The sequence below is a fragment of the Labrenzia sp. 5N genome (genome assembly GCF_012395805.1).
GTDB classification, from domain to species: Bacteria; Pseudomonadota; Alphaproteobacteria; order Rhizobiales; family Stappiaceae; genus Roseibium; species Roseibium algicola.
Genome location: NZ_JAAZTM010000014.1, coordinates 195,501 through 212,624, shown reverse-complemented (window position 1 = coordinate 212,624; position 17,124 = coordinate 195,501). Strand labels below are relative to the sequence as shown.

Annotated in this window: 19 protein-coding genes; 6 read left to right on the top strand and 13 right to left on the bottom strand. The window is 59.5% G+C overall.

Annotation, left to right across the window (positions count from 1 at the left end; genetic code table 11):
• The first annotated feature begins 277 nt into the window (after positions 1 to 277).
• A complete protein-coding gene (locus tag HEP89_RS14535) occupies positions 278 to 2,053 on the top strand; it encodes an SLC13 family permease (protein ID WP_168692344.1) in 1,776 nt (591 codons plus the stop codon).
• A gap of 8 nt (positions 2,054 to 2,061) precedes the next feature.
• On the opposite strand, the gene HEP89_RS14530 is transcribed toward HEP89_RS14535, so the two are convergent.
• Positions 2,062 to 2,961: an AraC family transcriptional regulator gene (locus HEP89_RS14530; RefSeq protein WP_168692343.1), complete on the bottom strand. Its 900-nt coding sequence runs from the start codon at positions 2,959 to 2,961 to the stop codon at positions 2,062 to 2,064.
• A gap of 189 nt (positions 2,962 to 3,150) precedes the next feature.
• Here HEP89_RS14530 and HEP89_RS14525 point away from each other — a divergent pair, with 189 nt between their 5' ends.
• The 4 genes from HEP89_RS14525 (at position 3,151) to HEP89_RS14510 (ending at position 5,538) form a co-directional block, all read left to right on the top strand.
• On the top strand, positions 3,151 to 4,050 hold the full coding sequence (locus HEP89_RS14525) for an NAD(P)-dependent oxidoreductase (RefSeq protein WP_168692342.1): 900 nt from the start codon (positions 3,151 to 3,153) through the stop codon (positions 4,048 to 4,050).
• A gap of 118 nt (positions 4,051 to 4,168) precedes the next feature.
• Positions 4,169 to 4,531, top strand: a complete 363-nt coding sequence (locus tag HEP89_RS14520; protein ID WP_022998109.1) for a hypothetical protein — start codon at positions 4,169 to 4,171, stop codon at positions 4,529 to 4,531.
• Positions 4,532 to 4,603: 72 nt separating this feature from the next.
• On the top strand, positions 4,604 to 5,062 hold the full coding sequence (locus HEP89_RS14515) for a MaoC family dehydratase (protein ID WP_168692341.1): 459 nt from the start codon (positions 4,604 to 4,606) through the stop codon (positions 5,060 to 5,062).
• A complete protein-coding gene (locus HEP89_RS14510) occupies positions 5,059 to 5,538 on the top strand; it encodes a MaoC family dehydratase (RefSeq protein WP_055655912.1) in 480 nt (159 codons plus the stop codon). Before HEP89_RS14515 ends, HEP89_RS14510 begins: the two co-directional genes overlap by 4 nt.
• Before the next feature lie 113 nt (positions 5,539 to 5,651).
• On the opposite strand, the gene HEP89_RS14505 is transcribed toward HEP89_RS14510, so the two are convergent.
• Both HEP89_RS14505 and HEP89_RS14500 read right to left on the bottom strand, forming a co-directional pair.
• Positions 5,652 to 5,894 (bottom strand): hypothetical protein, encoded by a 243-nt coding sequence (locus HEP89_RS14505; protein ID WP_055655914.1) that lies wholly within the window; start codon positions 5,892 to 5,894, stop codon positions 5,652 to 5,654.
• A 114-nt stretch (positions 5,895 to 6,008) separates the two neighbouring features.
• Positions 6,009 to 7,031 carry a methyltransferase gene (locus HEP89_RS14500; protein WP_022998113.1) on the bottom strand — a complete coding sequence of 341 codons (1,023 nt, stop codon included), beginning with the start codon at positions 7,029 to 7,031 and terminating at the stop codon, positions 6,009 to 6,011.
• A 288-nt stretch (positions 7,032 to 7,319) separates the two neighbouring features.
• Here HEP89_RS14500 and HEP89_RS14495 point away from each other — a divergent pair, with 288 nt between their 5' ends.
• Positions 7,320 to 8,216 (top strand): agmatinase, encoded by an 897-nt coding sequence (locus HEP89_RS14495; RefSeq protein WP_168692340.1) that lies wholly within the window; start codon positions 7,320 to 7,322, stop codon positions 8,214 to 8,216.
• A 78-nt stretch (positions 8,217 to 8,294) separates the two neighbouring features.
• On the opposite strand, the gene HEP89_RS14490 is transcribed toward HEP89_RS14495, so the two are convergent.
• From HEP89_RS14490 to HEP89_RS14445, 10 genes are all read right to left on the bottom strand, one after another.
• Positions 8,295 to 8,774 (bottom strand): GNAT family N-acetyltransferase, encoded by a 480-nt coding sequence (locus HEP89_RS14490; RefSeq protein ID WP_022998115.1) that lies wholly within the window; start codon positions 8,772 to 8,774, stop codon positions 8,295 to 8,297.
• Between the two features lie 117 nt (positions 8,775 to 8,891).
• On the bottom strand, positions 8,892 to 9,554 hold the full coding sequence (gene bluB, locus HEP89_RS14485) for a 5,6-dimethylbenzimidazole synthase (protein ID WP_022998116.1): 663 nt from the start codon (positions 9,552 to 9,554) through the stop codon (positions 8,892 to 8,894).
• 7 nt (positions 9,555 to 9,561) lie between these two features.
• Positions 9,562 to 10,110 carry an adenine phosphoribosyltransferase gene (locus HEP89_RS14480; protein ID WP_022998117.1) on the bottom strand — a complete coding sequence of 183 codons (549 nt, stop codon included), beginning with the start codon at positions 10,108 to 10,110 and terminating at the stop codon, positions 9,562 to 9,564.
• Positions 10,111 to 10,245: 135 nt separating this feature from the next.
• Positions 10,246 to 11,124: an S-methyl-5'-thioadenosine phosphorylase gene (locus tag HEP89_RS14475; RefSeq protein ID WP_062487617.1), complete on the bottom strand. Its 879-nt coding sequence runs from the start codon at positions 11,122 to 11,124 to the stop codon at positions 10,246 to 10,248.
• A 61-nt stretch (positions 11,125 to 11,185) separates the two neighbouring features.
• Entirely contained in the window at positions 11,186 to 11,677 is a 492-nt protein-coding gene (locus HEP89_RS14470; protein ID WP_022998119.1) for a heme-binding protein, read from the bottom strand.
• 71 nt (positions 11,678 to 11,748) lie between these two features.
• Positions 11,749 to 12,633 (bottom strand): cytochrome c1, encoded by an 885-nt coding sequence (locus tag HEP89_RS14465; RefSeq protein ID WP_022998120.1) that lies wholly within the window; start codon positions 12,631 to 12,633, stop codon positions 11,749 to 11,751.
• A gap of 30 nt (positions 12,634 to 12,663) precedes the next feature.
• Positions 12,664 to 13,929 (bottom strand): cytochrome b/b6, encoded by a 1,266-nt coding sequence (locus tag HEP89_RS14460; protein WP_022998121.1) that lies wholly within the window; start codon positions 13,927 to 13,929, stop codon positions 12,664 to 12,666.
• Between the two features lie 25 nt (positions 13,930 to 13,954).
• On the bottom strand, positions 13,955 to 14,515 hold the full coding sequence (petA, locus tag HEP89_RS14455; protein WP_022998122.1) for a ubiquinol-cytochrome c reductase iron-sulfur subunit: 561 nt from the start codon (positions 14,513 to 14,515) through the stop codon (positions 13,955 to 13,957).
• Positions 14,516 to 14,821: 306 nt separating this feature from the next.
• Positions 14,822 to 16,660: an ABC transporter ATP-binding protein gene (locus tag HEP89_RS14450; RefSeq protein WP_062487611.1), complete on the bottom strand. Its 1,839-nt coding sequence runs from the start codon at positions 16,658 to 16,660 to the stop codon at positions 14,822 to 14,824.
• Positions 16,661 to 16,662: 2 nt separating this feature from the next.
• A complete protein-coding gene (locus HEP89_RS14445; RefSeq protein WP_168692339.1) occupies positions 16,663 to 17,091 on the bottom strand; it encodes a hypothetical protein in 429 nt (142 codons plus the stop codon).
• Positions 17,092 to 17,124: the final 33 nt, after the last annotated feature.

Below are 17,124 nucleotides of genomic sequence, written 5' to 3'. Positions count from 1 at the left end.
GATCCCCGGTATTGCCGCATTGCAAGGGCCCGGAAAGCAGCCGCTTTCCGGGCCTGGTCTTATTGGCCTTCTCACGCCCTTGAAAGCTGCGGAACCTTTTGGTGGCAATCCGTGTTTAGAAGTCGTGGTCCCGGTTTCTCCGACAACGGCGCTGTCCAGCTCCGTTCGGCCGGAAATGCAAAGGAAGACGGACCAAGTCCTTTAAGTGGTCTTGAGATTGCGGGTCGGCCATGTTCAGGTCGAACCCGGATTTTGAAGTCGTTGCCGGAGCCTGTTCGTGACCTTTGACCAGATTGCCCTGTTCGTCCTCTTCGGCACTGTCTTCGCACTGCTGGTCTGGGGCCGTATCCGCTTCGATCTCATTGCCTTTGGCGCGTTGATCCTGGGTGCGTTCCTGGGTCTCGTCCCTTCCGAGGAAATCTTCTCCGGCTTCGGCCATTCCGCCGTCATGATCATTGCCCTCGTGCTGATCGTCTCGCGCGGGCTGATGAACTCAGGCGCTGTGGAACTGATTGCGGGCGTGGTGATTTCCGCTTCCAGAGGCCTGTCGCGGCATATCGGTCTCATGGCCATCGTCGGCGCCAGCCTGTCGGCAATCATCAATAACGTCGCTGCTCTGGCATTGCTCATGCCGCTCGATATGGAGGCGGCCAAGAAGGCGGAACGTTCGCCTGGCCTCTCCCTGATGCCCCTATCTTTCGCAACCATCCTCGGCGGCATGATCACCCTGATCGGAACACCGCCAAACATCGTCATCGCGCAGTATCGTTCGGATACCTTTGGCGCGCCCTTTTCCATGTTCGATTTTGCCCCTGTCGGCCTCGTGGTCGCAGTGACAGGCATTGCCTTTGTTGCCCTGTTCGGCTGGCGCCTGCTGCCCCGCCATTTCCGGGACAAGCCGAAACAGGAGGGCTTTGCCGAAAGCCTTTATGCGGCCGAACTGAAGGTCGGGGAAATCTCGGAAGAAAAGCCGCTTACCGTCGGCGATCTTTACCCGGTTGCCGACGAGAAGGATGTCGCCATCATCGGCCTTATCCGCAATGGCCGGCGGGTACGCGGGTTTGCCCGCCGCGAGGCGATCAAGTCCGGAGATTACCTGTTCGTGGAAGGCGACCCCAAGGCTATCGAGGCCTTCATGGGCGCGGCCAAGCTGGAATTCGCCGGCTCAGAACAGCACAAGGGCGGCCTGAACAACGACGCCCTGTCACTGATCGAGGCAATCGCGCCGGACAATGCCAGGATCATCGGCCGGTCGAGTTTCGACATGCGTCTCCTTTACGGCCACAGCGTTACCTTGCTCGGCATTTCCAGGCAGGGTCGCCGCGTACAGAAACGCGTTCGCCACGAAGAGATACGTCCGGGTGATGTGCTTCTGCTGCTGGGTACCCCGGAGCGGCTGGAAAGCGCCTGCGCCTGGCTTGGTGTCCTGCCTCTGGAAGGACGCAAGACGGGCGTCATGCAGCGCAACAAGGCCTGGCTGGCGATCGCAGGCTTTGCCGTTGCGATTGCAGCAGCCGTAGCCGGCCTTGCCTATCTCCCGGTTGCCCTGGCTGCCTGTGTGATTTTTTATGCCGCCGCCGGCCTGATCAGCGGGTCGGAGGTTTATCAGTCCGTGGAGTGGAAAGTGATCGTGCTGCTCGGCTCGTTGATCCCCCTTGGACAGGCATTTGAGGAAGCAGGAAACGCACAGCTGATCGCCGACGGTATTCTCGCCCTCACCTCGACGGCTCCGGCCTGGGTCACCCTCGCCATCCTGATGGTGGTGACGATGACCCTTTCCGACTTCCTGAACAACGTTGCCACCTGCCTGATCGCAGCGCCCATCTCGGTCCAGATCGCCAATTCCCTGCAGGTGAACTCCGACCCGTTCCTGATGGCGGTGGCGGTAGCATCGTCCTGTGCGTTCCTGACGCCGATCGGCCACAAGAACAACACCATCATCATGGGCCCGGGCGGCTATCGCTTTGGCGACTACTGGCGCATGGGCCTGCCGCTCGAGATCCTCGTCCTGGCCGTCAGCATCCCGGCCATCCTGCTGTTCTGGCCGCTCTGAAGCAGAGCTCAGGCAGCAGGCTTCAGAGGCAGGCAGATGTCGGTCAGAAGGTCCGCCGGCGCCGTGTCGCGCGGGTTGTTGAGATAGACTTCCAGACAGGGCGCATCGTCCGGTTCACGGCCGGACTGCGTCAGCCACTCGCCGTAAAGCCACTCGTAGGCCCATTTCATGTCGGCGTAAGGTCCCTTGTAACGCAGCACCGCGTAGTCACCGGCACGCGTTTCCCGCCTTTCGAGCGGAGCATCGACCGGGAAGCTATCGTTTATGACCGCTCCGGCAGCCGACTGCAGATCATCTTCGGCAACATGGGTCGGGTCGGAATAATAGAGCGCCTTCATCGCACCGATCCGGCCGACCAGCTGACGGCTCACCAGAATGCCGAAAAGTGTCTCAAACGCCTTGCCGATCTCCATGTAGGCGCCTCGGTGAGGCAGCACGGCCAGGGTTTCGGACGGAAGGGTTTTGACGGAAACGTCATGCATTGGAGCAGGTCCTTTCTGTTTGGGAAGTGGTGCACCACCGTTGGCCGGCTGAACCCGGCGCGAGGAAACGGAGGAGCGGTAGGCGGTAGGGGTCTGGCCGTAAGCCTGTTTGAAGCTGCGTGAAAAAGCCTCCAGGCTGCCGTAACCGGCCCGTTTTGCGACGACGGGCAAGGCCAGGTCCGTATAGGCAAGGTCTCCCGCGGCACGATGAAGGCGCAGACGCTTGACCGTCGCGAAGATGGATTCGCCATAGGTCGACTGCCAGACCCTGTGCCAGTGTGAGGGAGAAAGGGCTGCCACCTCGGCAAGCGTCGCCAGATCAGGATCCTCGTCGAGGTTGGCGTAGATATATTCGATCACCCTTGTGAAACGGCGGACATAGCCGTTGTCCCGCGGTGAGAGTGTGAGCTTTTCGTGATTGGTCATGGACTTGGCCCCGTTCGATTGATGGGACCCTAGCACCATGCTTTTTGATAAATCTTGCTGACTTCCAGCCCCTCACACCGGCACATTCCGGAAGAACAAGGTCTTTCTTCCAGAAAGACAAAACAGGCACTGGCTTCCGGCGTCGGAATGGCCATGATGTACGCAACTCAAAAACAGGGGAGTTGAACCATGACCACCCAGAAACGCATTCTGTTCACCGGCGGTTCCGGCAAGGCCGGACGGCACGTCATTCCCTATCTGCTGGCGCAGGGACATCGCGTCGTCAATGTCGACCTGAAACCGCTTGATCATCCAGGTGTCGACAACCTCATCGCCGACATCACCTCATCGGGTGAAATGTTCAACGTCATGACCAGCTACGCCAATTTCGATGAACTGGAACCGGGCAACGGGGTGCCAACTTTCGATGCGGTGGTCCATTTCGCGGCCGTGCCGCGCATTCTCATTCATCCGGACAACAGAACCTTCGAAGTCAATACGATCGGCACATACAACGTCGTTGAAGCCGCCGTGAAGCTCGGCATCCGCAAGATCGTGATCGCCTCTTCGGAAACCACCTACGGCGTCTGTTTCGCCGATGGCGTGGTCGACCCGAAGGTGCTGCCCGTCGAAGAAGATTATGACGTCGACCCGATGGACAGTTACGGGCTTTCCAAGGTGGTCAACGAACAGACCGCCCGCGCCTTCCAGCGCCGGTCCGGCTTCGATATCTATGCGCTGCGGATCGGCAATGTCATCGAGCCGCACGAATACGACCGGTTCCCGGATTTCTTCGCCAATCCTGCGCAACGCCGCAGAAACATCTTCTGCTATATCGATGCGCGCGACCTCGGTCAGATCGTCGACCGCTGCCTCGAAAAGGACGGGCTCGGCTACCAGGTCTTCAACGCCGGCAACGACACGAATTCCGTCGATATTCCGAATGTGGAAATCCTCAAGCGCTTCTTCCCCGACGTGCCGCTGAGCCGGGAACTCGGCGAGCACGAGGCCCTGTTTTCGAACCGCAAGATCCGCGAGGTTCTGGGCTTCCAAGAAGAGCACAACTGGCGCAAATACGTGACCGTATAACCGGCGATCCAGGCAAGAACGAAGGCTGGCGGATTTAGTTTTACTTCCGATACGGCTGGGACTAGCTTCTGAACGCAACACTGTCGGGCAGCAAGGCTGCCCACCTGGGAAACGTGCCATGAAGCTACTGAAATCTGCCACTCTCGGCCTTGCCCTCCTGGCGTCTGCGACTGCAGCCGTCGCACAGGGAACCGGCTCGCAAGGGTACTTCCAGATCTACAACAACACCGAAGACAACGTAGTCGTCGGCTTCTACACCAATGACGGCGACGGCTGGTCTGACAACTGGCTGTCCGGACCGCTATCGCCGGGTGAAAGCGCGAAAGCCGAGTTCGCCGCCGACACCGGCAATTGCGCGCAGACCTTCCAGGTCGGCTGGCTGGCCGACGACGATACCGAAGTTCTCGACGATCCGATCGACATCGATATCTGCGAAGCCAGCAACGTCTACATGGATGATAACGAGATCTATTACGACTGATCTTTTCTTCCAATCTCAAGGCGGAAACGCGGACCATCGCGTTTCCGCGGACTGCCAACACCACCGGAATTCATGACCGATCTCCTTTATTTTGAAGACTTCGAACCTGGTCAGGTCTTCGAGCTGGGCTCCCTCACCGTCAGCAGGGACGAAATCATCGATTTCGCTGCCGAGTTCGACCCGCAGCCTTTCCACCTCGACGAAGAGGCCGGCACGGCATCCATCCTCGGCGGGCTCGCCGCCTCCGGCTGGCATACAGGTTCGATGGTGATGCGCCTGCTTGCCGAAAATTTCCTGACCAGGACAAGCGGCCGTGGTTCGCCGGGTATCACCAAGCTGCAGTGGAAGCGTCCCGTTCATCCAGGTGACTGCCTAACGGCCCGGGTCGAAATACTCGACACAAGAGACTTGCGGTCGAAACCGGACCTTGGCCTTGTCAACATTCGCGTGACGGCCAAGAACCAGAAGGGCATTGAAGTGCTCGTCTGGGAAAACCCGAACCTGTTCGCAAGACGGGAGGTCGCCCGGTGAGTGCCTTTTTCGAAGATATTGAAGTCGGTGACACGCTTGACCTTGGCGAACACACCTTCACCCGGGAAGACATCGTGCGTTTTGCGGAAAAATACGATCCGCAGGCTTTTCATCTCAGCGAGGAGGCCGCCGCGCAGACCCATTTCGGGCGCCTGTGCGCTTCCGGTTGGCACACGGCAGCGGTTTTCATGAAGCTCTGGGTCGCAAGGCACAAGGCACTTCAGGAAGAAGCGCTGGCGGCAGGGCAAACACCAGCCAATATCGGCCCCTCGCCCGGGTTTGAGGATCTCAAGTGGATCAGGCCGGTCTTTGTTGGTGACACGCTGCGATACCGGCGTGTGGTCACCGGCAAGACCGAAAGCCGGACCCGCCCGGACTGGGGTCTCGTTCATTCCGACATGCAGGCCTTCAATCAGGACGGCACGCTGGTGTTCTCCTTCAAGGGCACGGTGTTCGTCGAACGCCGCAAGCGCTAACCGGACAATCAGTCGGCCCTGTTAAAACGCAAAAGCGCGCTGCGTCCTCAAGACGGCAGCACGCTTTGCGGTTGGCAATCCTGACTTGCCATGTCTCGCATGCGAGCTGTGCCTCAGCGGCAGACGTCCAGGATCCACAAGAAGGCCATCGGCACCATGGTCAGCGCCGGCAGGATGATCGCCGGGTATCCGAAGGCATAGATCGACACCGCCCAGATCATCGCGAGATTGGCGATGAACCAGTATTTGGCATCTTCCGCGCCATAAAGCGCTTCCTTGAGAAACAGGTTCAAGACGGGCACGGCCAGAAGCAGCCGTAGCACCAGGACTTCCTTGGGGGCAGATGAAGCAGACATCTCTTCTCCGGATCTTAGGGAAAACACGTAGAGTTTGTCCCTAATCCGTTTGCCTGTTCCAGGCACTGCGGCAAACGGACATCATGCCCATTTGCCGCAGTTTGCCGCGTGATGCTATTCCGGCTTGCGGCCGTGCACCAGCATCGTCATGCCCGGGATCATCACTTCAACTGCGATATCCGTGAAGCCGGCGGCTTCCATCAAGCCGGCAACGTAGGAACTCGTGATCGAACGGGCTTCCGGGTTGAAGGCGGTGTGCTGAAGCTGCCAGAGCGCCGCCAGCTTCGGCCCGTCGCGGTTTTCGTCGACCATGAAATCATGCACCATGAAGTCACTGCCCGGTGTCAGAACCTCGAACGCCTTGCGCACAAGCCCGGGAATGGCCGTGCCCGGGACGCCGGAAAAGAGATAGGACATCAGCACTGCGTCCGCGCTGTCCGGCCATGTGTCCTTCAGGGCATTGCCCGGCGCATAGCGGATGCGGTCCTGCAGGCCTTCTTCGGCAATGAACTCTTCGCCCACCTTGGCGACATTCGGAAAATCCAGAACGGTTGATCGCAGTCCCGGATACGCCTTGCAAAGCGAAATCGAGAAGGCCCCGGTGCCACCGCCAACGTCCAGCAACTGCTTGGCAGCGGACAGATCCACAAGCTTGGCAAGTCCCCGCCCGGGCCCAAGCGAGCCTGCATGCTGGGACCGGGAATAAAGCCGCGCTTCTTCCGGGTCGCTGAACCACGTCTCGTAGGAAGCAACCTGGTCGTCTTCCAGACTGTCCGTCAGGGCGTCGTTGAGCTGGGTCATGAAGGGGTACATCTGCTTGTCGATCTGAAACCGCAGATAGTCGCCGAAATCATACTTCCGTCCTTTCACCAGAAACGCCTCCGCTGCGGGCGAATTGGTGAAGCCTGCTCCCTCCCGGCGCACCAGCCCGAGGCTCGTAAGCGCGGTCAACAGTGTTGTGGCGCGATCAAGATCAAGCTCGCTTTCTTCAGCAACTTGCTGTGGCGTCAAGGTCTTTTCGGAAAGCAGTGAAAACAAATCTACATGAAGTGCAGAAAAAAGAGCCTTTGAGCCCATAAATCCGAAAGCAATATCTGAAATTTCCTCAGCCGTTTCCAAGGACCTGGCGACGGGCATAAATTATCCTCCTCAGGAATTCTGAGCACAAATGTGCGGAATTTTTCCGTTCAGGAAAAATGAACTTGGGAATGAGCAAGTATAACTATTGTGCGCCGCAATGCAAATTCCGCTCCCCATCCGGCAAGAGCTGACGCGGGAGCCGGTTTTTGTCCTTGAACTTTGGCAGATCCCGGTCTTCGATTAAGCTGAGGTCGATGCTGTCAGGCATCGAAAGCGTTCTCAAACGCCTGGTAATTTGCCTTTCTGCAGTATACCGCCCGCAAGAAACCGAACAGGACCGACCGAGTGCCTTTTCTCGACTTTCCCGCACAGCTTCCGGAAAACCGGACACCACGTGCCGTGATCTTCGGTGCCGGACACGGCAGCACTTACCCTGGCAAGGACAGCAGCGGGTACACCGGAGCAGCCGATGCCATTCGCGCAGCCAGTCAGGAAGATGCCGGTCTCGTCGGCCACTGGGACTTCGATCTCGGCGGACCGCTTTTCGAAGGTCATCCGGTATGCTGCACCGACATCGGCAATATCGACACCCGGCTGCACGACAACGCAGGCAACCGGGCACGGATCGAGGCACAAACACGCTCGATCCTGGCACTGCCAGCCGTTCCGATCCTGCTTGGCGGTGATGATTCCCTACCGATCCCCTTCCTCGCCGCCTTCGCTGATCAGGGGCCCCTGTGGGTGCTGCAGATAGATGCCCATATCGACTGGCGCGATGAGATCGATGGCGAGCGCTACGGCTACTCCAGCCCGATGCGCCGCATCAGCGAGATGCCGCATGTTGCGGGCCTCGTTCAGGTTGGCCTGCGTGCCGTCGGCAGCGCCGGCAAAACCGAAATCGAGGCTGCACAAACCTATGGTAGCCGCTTTGTCACAGCGCGCGAGGTCCACGCAGAAGGCATCTCGGCCGCGTTGAAGCATATTCCACAAGGCGCGCGCTGCGTCGTCACGCTGGACTGTGACGGCCTTGACCCGGCCATCATGCCCGGCGTTGCCGCGCGCACGCCCGGCGGGCTCACCTACACGCAGGTGATCGATCTGATTGCGGGTCTGGGCAGACGCGCAAGGATCGTTGGGTTTGACCTTGTCGAATTCTACCCGCCAAACGATATCGACGGCCTCAGCGCGCTGACCGCCTCAAGACTTTTGGTCAACGCCGTCGGCGCGATCGTCCGGCAATAACAGGATGCTCGGACAGGTATTCGGGCTGGCAAGACCGATGCAGAAAAGGTGGGAAAGAAAGGGGATGTCGCCAGCACCTCAAAGGCTGCGGGCAAACAGGACTTCGTCGCGGATTTCGATACCGTAGTCGCCACGCAGCGGGATTTCCGGCTTCTTCTCGCGCTCGGCGTCGATGACACCTTGCGCGATCCGCTCCAGACGGAAGCCGCGCCGTTGATAGAAGCGGAAGGCGTCGAGGTTGTCGTTGGACGTACGGACGGTCAGCCGGTTGATGCCGGACGCCTTTGCTTCATCGACCACCGCGTTCAGCAGCAGTGTTCCGGTGCCACCCCAGCGGCTGAGCGAGTCGAGCGTGAGGATTTCCCATTCGCTTTCCCGCTTGATCAGCGTGACGAGCCCCACAAGATCGTCGCCTGCGTAGGCAACATAACCCGGCAGGCTCGACGCATCGACGATCTCGCCGTCCAGTAGCATTTCGGGGCCTGCCCATCGGTCTGCCAGAAGCTGGAACACAGCTTCCTTGTCTTCCTCGTTGATCCGTCGGATGATCACGCTCATGGTCTGCCCTGCCTCCAGATCAGCGGCCCTTCAATCGTCGCCAATTGAACAACCATTTGCCGATCGCTTCCATAATTTGCGAGCACCCTTTCTGCGGTCGTCTGGCCGCAGGATGCCCTATCGGTGAATGACGCGGGATGCCAGAGGCGTGCGCGCCTGCCAACGCGCTCGCTCCAGCTCCGGGTCGATATGCTCTTCTTCCGGATAACCGACGCATAGATAAGCCACGAGGCGCCAACCGGCGTCAACCTGCAGCGCCTCTGTCACCGCGTCCGGATCAAGGATCGACACCCAGCCAACCCCGACACCTTCGGCACGAGCCGCCAGCCAGAATGTGTGGATCATGCTGACCGTGGAATAGGCCAGCGTTTCCGGCATGGTCAGCCGGCCCAGTCCGTGGCCCTGTTCCGGGTCGTCGTCGCAGAAAATCGCCAGATGCACGGGGGCTTCCTTCAGCCCCGCCAGCTTGAGCTGGCGATACGCGAGCGCCTTGTCGTCACTGTAGGTCCTGGCGGCTTCTTCGTTTTCGGCTTCGAAGCTCGCGATGATCCGCCCACGCGCCTCGGCGCTGTCGACGACAACAATTCGCCAGGGTTGACTGTTTCCAACAGAGGGCGCGAGGTCTGCCAGTTGCAGAAGATGGTCGAGAGCGCCTGCCGGCAACGGCTCCTGCTTGAAACGGCGCACGTCCCGTCGCCATTTCAGAAGGGTCTCGAAATCCTTCTGAAATTTCGCTGAAAAGTCCGGTATCACGTCTCTGCCCTCGGCTCCTCCCGCCATGACAGACCTAGTGACCCGGAAATTCCACAAGGGTGCGCACTGGAACGTTCATCGCTTCCAGTTTCTTGCGCCCACCGAGATCTGGCAGATCGACGATAAAGCACGCCGATTCGATGTTGGCGCCCATGGACCGCAACAATTTGCAGGCAGCCTCTGCCGTTCCACCGGTAGCAATAAGGTCGTCAACCAGGATGACACGGTCACCCGGCTTGATCGCATCCTTGTGCATTTCCATCTCATCCAGGCCATATTCCAGGGAATAGGCGATCCGGACGGTTTCGTGCGGGAGCTTGCCCTTCTTCCTGATCGGTACGAAGCCGGCGGACAGCTGGTGCGCGACCGCGCCCCCGAGAATGAAACCGCGCGCCTCGATGCCCGCAATCTGATCGACCTTGGAGCCGGCCCAGGGCTGTACCAGGGCATCGACCGCCCGGCGGAAGGCACGGGCATCGCCGAGCAGCGTCGTGATATCCCGGAACAGGATGCCCTCTTTCGGATAGTCCTTGATCGTGCGGATTGCACTGACAAGCTCATCCTGAATGGTCTGTGCGGTCATCGGGATATCTCTCTGTTAAAATAGTTCCAGGCATCTGCCCCGGCCGGTGGTTATAACAAGTTTGACCTGCCGGTCGAAGCAATTTCGCTTTGTCTCAAGGGGTTATGCCGGCCACACTTTCGGCCGGCAATCCGGTCAGGTCCGGTTCAGGATTCGTCCTGCGACAGCGTCGAGCTTCGCCACCAGCGCCGGGTCGCGTTTGTCCGGCGCGGTCATCATGGCAAACTCCAGCGCAGTATCGGACCCGGCCGGGCAGGACTGATGTTCGCGCGGCAGATCCCTAGCGACACGGCCAACAAGCCTCTGGGCGTTTTCCGCGTTCTCGTGAAGAACCTTGATGATGGCCTGAATATCGACTTCGCCGTGGTCCGGGTGCCAGCTGTCATAGTCGGTGACCATCGCGATGGTGGCGTAGGAAATCTCCGCCTCGCGGGCAAGCTTTGCTTCCGGCATGTTGGTCATGCCGATGACGTCGCAGCCCCAGGACCGGTAGAGCTGGCTTTCCGCTAGAGAAGAGAACTGCGGGCCTTCCATGGCCAGATAGGTACCGCCCTTGGCATAGGCGAGGCCTTCCGCTTTCGCGGCTGCCGCCACTGCATCGACCAGCTTCGGGCTGACCGGGGTCGCCATGGACACATGCGCGACACAGCCGGTACCGAAGAAACTCTTCTCCCGCGCAAACGTCCTGTCGATGAACTGGTCCACCAGCACGAAGGTGCCCGGAGCATGTTCTTCCTTGAGCGATCCGCAGGCAGAGACAGACAGAAGATCGGTGACACCGCAGCGCTTCATCACGTCGATGTTGGCGCGGTAGTTGATGGTTGTCGGCGAATAGACGTGTCCGCGCCCATGACGGGGCAGGAAAACCACCTTGAGACCATCAATGGTGCCGATACGCACTTCATCGGACGGCGTGCCCCAGGGGCTGTTGACGGCGATCCATTCGGAGTTTTCCAGACCCGGAAGGTCGTAGATTCCAGACCCGCCGATAATGCCCAATACTGCGTCTGCCATAACCACTCCAAACAGATTCAAAATCAATTCCTGCGGGACACTGGCCCGCATCAGCGATGGTTTATTTCAATTGATCCGCGATGGCGTCAAGCCCGGCCTTGGCGCATTTCGCCTCGTTCTCGCCGCCACCGCCTCCGGCAACGCCAATCGCTCCGAGAAGCATTCCGGTCGCCGAGACGATGGGCAGCCCCCCAGCCAAAGGCAACGCCCCTGGAATAGCAGCAAGACTGGCCTCTCCGCCCGGTCCGGCGAGCGAACCAAGATCCGAACTGGGAAGGTTGAAAGAAGCGGCGGTCCAGGCCTTGCGACGGGCGGTTTCGGCAACATGCGCACCGCCCATGTTGCTGCGCAGTGTCACTTGCTCGACGCCGAAACGGTCCACCACGGAAGCTCCGGCCTGAAAACCTGCCTCGTTGCAGACCTCGACGGCGCGCAGCGCAGCGCGCATGGCAAGATGCATGTCCAGGACCTCGACCATGTGGGTTGCGGCCGATTGCGAATTTGCGGGGACAGGAAGCAGGAGAATTGCCAGAAACATCAATGCGCGGCGCATTGCATTACCCCTCAAAGAAAAAGCCGCCGGAAGGTCCGGCGGCTTTCATCATGCACTTAGGCGGCAATCAATCAATGCTCAACGTTGCGCCACAGTTTCTTCTTCGTGAAGTAGAGCATGCCGGCGAAGACGATCAGGAAGATCATGACCCGGAAGCCGATCTTCTTGCGCTCTTCCAGATGCGGCTCGGCGGCCCACATCATGAATGCAGCGACGTCATGCGCATACTGGTCGACCGTCATCGGTGTGCCGTCGGTGTATTCGACCAGCTCGTCGGACAACGGTGCGGCCATGCCGATCGGACCACCTGTCAGATGCTCGTGCGCACAAGCTTCAGCGGTAACGGAACCACCCAGGAATGCCGGGTTGTAGTTGCCGGTGAAGTCCTCACCCAGACATGCCGGGTTTTCTTCCGGATAGCTGGTGAGAAGCGCGTAGATGTAATCCGGGCCCTGCTCCTGATACTGGGTGAAGGCGTCGAAGACGAACCACGGGAAACCGCGGTGCGCCGCACGGGCCTTTGCCAGCAGCGAGAAGTCCGGCGGGTAAGCGCCGCCGTTGGAAGCGCGGGCAGCCTGCTCGTTCGGGAACGGAGACGGGAACTTGTCCGCCAGAATACCCGGACGCTCATACATGTCGCCGTCGTCGTTCGGACCGTCGATGACGGTGTACTCGGACGCGATCTGCTTGGCCTGATCTTCGGTGAAGCTCGGGCCACCGTCTTCAGCAAGGTTACGGAAAGAAACCTGCTTCAGGCCGTGGCACGAAGCACAGACTTCCCGGTAGACCTTGAAGCCACGCTGCAGCTGGCCACGGTCGTAGAAACCGAACGGACCCGAGAAGGACCACTGCTCCCGCTCGATGTGCGGGGCGTTGCCTGCTGCGAAGACCGGGGTCGCGATGGCGACAGCCGCCACCGCAGCGAAGGAACGAACCATTTTGATCATGGTGCTCATTGTCTCAATTAACTCCTGATCCGGGCCGCGTTACTTCGTTTCCGGTGCTGAAGTCGCACCAGCCGGTTTGCCGGCTCCGCCCTTCAGAACCGCTTCGGAAATCGAGGCCGGCAAGGGCCGCGGTTTTTCCAGGAACCCGAGCATCGGCAGGATGATCAGGAAGTGGGCGAAGTAGTAGGCGGTGCAGACCCGGGCGAGCAGAACGTAGGTGCCTTCGGCCGGCATGGCGCCGAGATAGCCAAGCGCAACGGCGTTGGCAGCGAAGATCCAGAAGAACTGCTTGAACAGCGGGCGGTAGGTGCCGGAGCGAACCTTGGACGTGTCCAGCCAGGGCAGAACGAACAGAACTGCAATGGCACCGAACATGGCGACAACACCGCCGAGCTTGTCCGGAATGGCGCGCAGGATCGCGTAGAACGGCAGAAAGTACCATTCCGGAACGATGTGCGCCGGGGTCACGAGCGGGTTTGCTTCGATGTAGTTGTCCGGGTGACCCATGTAGTTGGGCACGTAGAAGACGAACCATGCGAACAGGATCATGAACACGATGATCGCGAACAGATCCTTGATCGTGTAGTACGGGTGGAACGGAACCGTGTCCTGCTTGGTCTTCGGCTGAACGCCTGTCGGGTTGTTGTTGCCCGTGGTGTGGAACGCCCACACGTGCAGGATAACGACACCGAAGATCATGAACGGCAGCAGATAGTGCAGCGAGAAGAAGCGGTTCAGGGTCGGGTTGTCGACCGCAAAACCACCCCACAGCCAGGTGCGGATTTCTTCGCCGACCAGCGGAATGGCCGAGAACAGGTTGGTGATAACCGTTGCGCCCCAGAAGGACATCTGGCCCCACGGCAGCACGTAACCCATGAAGGCGGTGCCCATCATGATCAGGAAGATGATCACGCCGAGGATCCAGGAGATCTCGCGCGGCGCCTTGTAGGAACCGTAATAAAGACCACGGAAGATGTGGATGTACACGGCGATGAAGAACATCGACGCGCCGTTTGCATGCAGGTAACGCAGCATCCAGCCGAAGTTCACGTCGCGCATGATGTGCTCGACGCTGTTGAAGGCTGCATCGGTGCTTGGCGTGTAGTGCATCACCAGCACGATGCCGGTGATGATCTGCGCGATCAGCACGAAGAACAGGATGCCACCGAAGGTCCACCAGTAGTTCAGGTTCTTCGGCGTCGGGAAATCAACAAAAGAGCCGCGAACGAGCGAGATGACCGGCAGGCGGCTTTCCAGCCACTTTGCCGGAGCGCTCTGCGGTACATAGTTTGAATGTCCAGCCATGGCTGTCTCCTAAAAATCTATGCCGTTAGCCAATCTTGATCGTCGAGTCGCTGACGAACTCGAGCGGCGGAATCAGCAAATTCTCGGGAGCCGGGCCCTTACGGATACGGCCGGCGGTGTCGTAGTGAGACCCATGGCACGGGCAGAACCAGCCGCCGAAGTCGCCGGAGCTGCCGATCGGCACGCAGCCGAGGTGGGTACAGATACCGACCTGGACGAGCCATTTCTCGTTGCCTTCGACGCCACGGTTGGCGTCAGACGCTTCCGCGTCCGCCGGCAGGTTAGAATTTCGTGCAAGCGGGTCGGGAAGATCAGCCAGGGGAACAGCCTTGGCTTCTTCCACTTCCGTTTCGGTACGGTTGCGGATGAATACCGGCTTACCGCGCCATTTGACTGTAATCGACTGCCCCTCTTCCACGGCAGAGATATCCACCTCGATGGAAGCCAGAGCCAATGCGGAGGCATCCGGGTTCATCTGATCGATGAACGGCCATGCCAGCGCGCCAGCGCCAACGACGCCCATGGCGCCGGTCGCAATATAGAGGAAATCGCGGCGGGTCGGTTCCGCCTGATCCGTATGTGCCAAGGTCGCGTCCTCTCGAAACCTGTTCAACCTGTACCGAAAGCCCGCATCACGTCCGGGACCCCTTCTTTGCCCAAGAAGGGAACGGAACCATGCCGGGCTCATCGGGGGCCGGATACGGGCTATTCCGCACCGGCCAAGCGGCTTGTCTTTTTGCACCCTTCGAAACGCTTGTCCAGTTCAACAAACGCCTCGAAACGCATATGTCGCAGGCAAAACAACCGCCGCGCCGCTTTTCTGCCCTTTTTTGGGGAATGAGTGCAAGAGCGGAATCCGATTGAATCCCGCTCTTGCCATTGGTCTTTGGATTTAGGCGGCCTGAACCGAGGACAGAAAGCCCCCCGACTGGTGCTCCCAGAGCTGTGCGTAAAGTCCGCCCCGCTCCAGAAGCTCCTGATGGGACCCCTCCTCGATGATTCGACCCTTGTCCATCACGATCAGCCGATCCATGGCCGCGATCGTGGACAGACGGTGGGCAATCGCAATCACCGTCTTGCCCTGCATCAGATCGAACAGGCTCTCCTGAATGGCCAGCTCCACTTCACTGTCGAGAGCGGATGTCGCCTCGTCGAGAGCCAGGATCGGCGCATCCTTCAGCAGGGTTCGGGCAATGGCCACCCGCTGGCGCTGGCCACCGGACAGCTTGACGCCCCGCTCGCCGACATGGGCATCGAGACCCTTGCGGCCCTCCATGTCCTCCAGCTCGTCGACGAAGGACAGTGCATGTGCTTTTTCAAGCGCTGCCAGCACCTCTTCCCGCGTCGCATCCGGACGGCCATAGGCCACGTTGTCGAAGATCGACCGATGCAGCAGCGATGTATCCTGCGTCACCACGCCAACCTCGGCTCGGATGTCGTCCTGACGGACATTGGCGATGTCCTGGCCATCGATCAGGATTCGGCCGCCCTCCAGGTCGTAGAAGCGCAGGATCAGGTTGACCAGCGTCGACTTGCCTGCACCGGACCGACCGATCAGACCGATCTTCTCACCCGGATGGATCGTCAGGCTGAGGTCCTCGATCACGCCGGCTTCCTTGCCATAATGGAACCGGATGCGATCGAAACGGATCTCGCCCTGCCCGACCTCGAGCGCCTTGGCGTTCTTGACGTCCATCACCTCGCGTTCCCGCGAAATGGTGGAGATGCCATCCTGCACGGTGCCGATGTTCTCGAACAATCCTGCAAGCTCCCAAAGAATCCAGTGGGACATCCCCTGAAGACGCAGCACGAAGGCAACCGCAATGGTGACTTCGCCGATGGTCACAGTGCCGGCCTGCCACAGAATGATCGAAAGACCACCGATGGAGGTCAGCAGTAGCATATTGATGAACACCAGGACGATATTCAGTCCTGTCACCAGCCGCATCTGCAGAAAGACCGTCTTCAGGAAGCCAAGCATGGACGTGCGCGCATAGGCTTCTTCGCGCTCCGCATGGGAGAACAGCTTCACCGTGGTGATGTTGGTATAGGCATCAACCACGTGACCGGTCATCAGGGAGCGTGCATCAGCCTGCTCCTTCGACACGTCCCGCAACTTCGGAATGAAGAAGCGGATCGTGAGCAGATAAGCAGAGATCCACACCAGAAACGGCAGACTGAGCCAGATATTGGCTCCCGCGACCACGATCACGGCCGCGGTGAAGTAGACTGCGACATAGACCATGATATCGGCCATGCGCGAGACGACCTCACGCACGCCAAGCGCTGTCTGCATCAGTTTCGTCGCGATCCGGCCCGCGAAATCGTTCTGATAGAACGACACGCTCTGGCGCAGCAGGTATCGATGCACCCGCCAGCGGATGGACATGGGATAGTTGCCCATCAGTCCCTGGTGAAACAGCAGCTGCCAGATAACCTCCAGCAGCGGACGCAGCACCAGCAGGATCACCAGCATGAAGAGGAGCGTGCGCCAGTTCTGACTGACGAATGTATCCGGATCGGATTTTTCCAGCCAGGTGACCAGGTCACCCAGGAACGTGAAGATATAGACTTCCACGATCGCGACCAGCGTGCCGAGAAGCGACACACCGGCCAGGATCGGCCAGACAGGTTTGGTGTAGTACCAACAGAAGGCCCAGAAGCCCTTCGGGGGCACTTCGAGAACAGTCTTCTCGAAGGGGTCCACGAGTTTTTCGAAACGCTCGAACATGATTACCTCTCGGCCCCGCTCAACCGTAACACATTGAGATGCACCAGGGCATCGTCAGTGCGCACAGGTTTTCTATGCGGGCGAATTATGCGGCCAGTCGCGAACAGCAGCAGACTGGCGATGAAACTTGTAAAGGCGAGAGCCACGATGAAGGTGCCCCAGAAAAGCGCGCCGAGTTCATCGGCAAACTGCGTCACCGGAATATGACGGCCGGCGATTTCCAGAGCCTCGATCCGGCTCAGATTGAAGACGATGACCGGAATGAAGAACACGACGGCGATCGCAAAAGTGGTTCCCAGAAAAACGCCGGCGGCGACAGCGGCACGCATCGCACGGCGAGGAAAAGCCTGTCGTGGCTCTTCTGGTAAAGACACTTCAATATCCGGACGGCCTGTCGCTGAGGACAGGTCCGGCGTGAAATGGAATGACATCGGATCATCTCCGAAATGGGATCGTAAACGTGG

Coding starts and splice junctions, on each gene's coding strand:
- HEP89_RS14460 (WP_022998121.1), bottom strand. CDS start 13,929: ATGGCTGGACATTCAAACTATGTACCGCAGAGCGCTCCGGCAAAGTGG.
- bluB (WP_022998116.1), bottom strand. CDS start 9,554: ATGGCGGGAGGAGCCGAGGGCAGAGACGTGATACCGGACTTTTCAGCG.
- HEP89_RS14515 (WP_168692341.1), top strand. CDS start 4,604: ATGACCGATCTCCTTTATTTTGAAGACTTCGAACCTGGTCAGGTCTTC.
- HEP89_RS14450 (WP_062487611.1), bottom strand. CDS start 16,660: ATGTTCGAGCGTTTCGAAAAACTCGTGGACCCCTTCGAGAAGACTGTT.
- HEP89_RS14520 (WP_022998109.1), top strand. CDS start 4,169: ATGAAGCTACTGAAATCTGCCACTCTCGGCCTTGCCCTCCTGGCGTCT.
- HEP89_RS14530 (WP_168692343.1), bottom strand. CDS start 2,961: ATGACCAATCACGAAAAGCTCACACTCTCACCGCGGGACAACGGCTAT.
- HEP89_RS14525 (WP_168692342.1), top strand. CDS start 3,151: ATGACCACCCAGAAACGCATTCTGTTCACCGGCGGTTCCGGCAAGGCC.
- HEP89_RS14445 (WP_168692339.1), bottom strand. CDS start 17,091: ATGTCATTCCATTTCACGCCGGACCTGTCCTCAGCGACAGGCCGTCCG.
- HEP89_RS14465 (WP_022998120.1), bottom strand. CDS start 12,633: ATGAGCACCATGATCAAAATGGTTCGTTCCTTCGCTGCGGTGGCGGCT.
- HEP89_RS14505 (WP_055655914.1), bottom strand. CDS start 5,894: ATGTCTGCTTCATCTGCCCCCAAGGAAGTCCTGGTGCTACGGCTGCTT.
- HEP89_RS14480 (WP_022998117.1), bottom strand. CDS start 10,110: ATGACCGCACAGACCATTCAGGATGAGCTTGTCAGTGCAATCCGCACG.
- HEP89_RS14475 (WP_062487617.1), bottom strand. CDS start 11,124: ATGGCAGACGCAGTATTGGGCATTATCGGCGGGTCTGGAATCTACGAC.
- HEP89_RS14490 (WP_022998115.1), bottom strand. CDS start 8,774: ATGAGCGTGATCATCCGACGGATCAACGAGGAAGACAAGGAAGCTGTG.
- HEP89_RS14470 (WP_022998119.1), bottom strand. CDS start 11,677: ATGCGCCGCGCATTGATGTTTCTGGCAATTCTCCTGCTTCCTGTCCCC.
- HEP89_RS14500 (WP_022998113.1), bottom strand. CDS start 7,031: ATGCCCGTCGCCAGGTCCTTGGAAACGGCTGAGGAAATTTCAGATATT.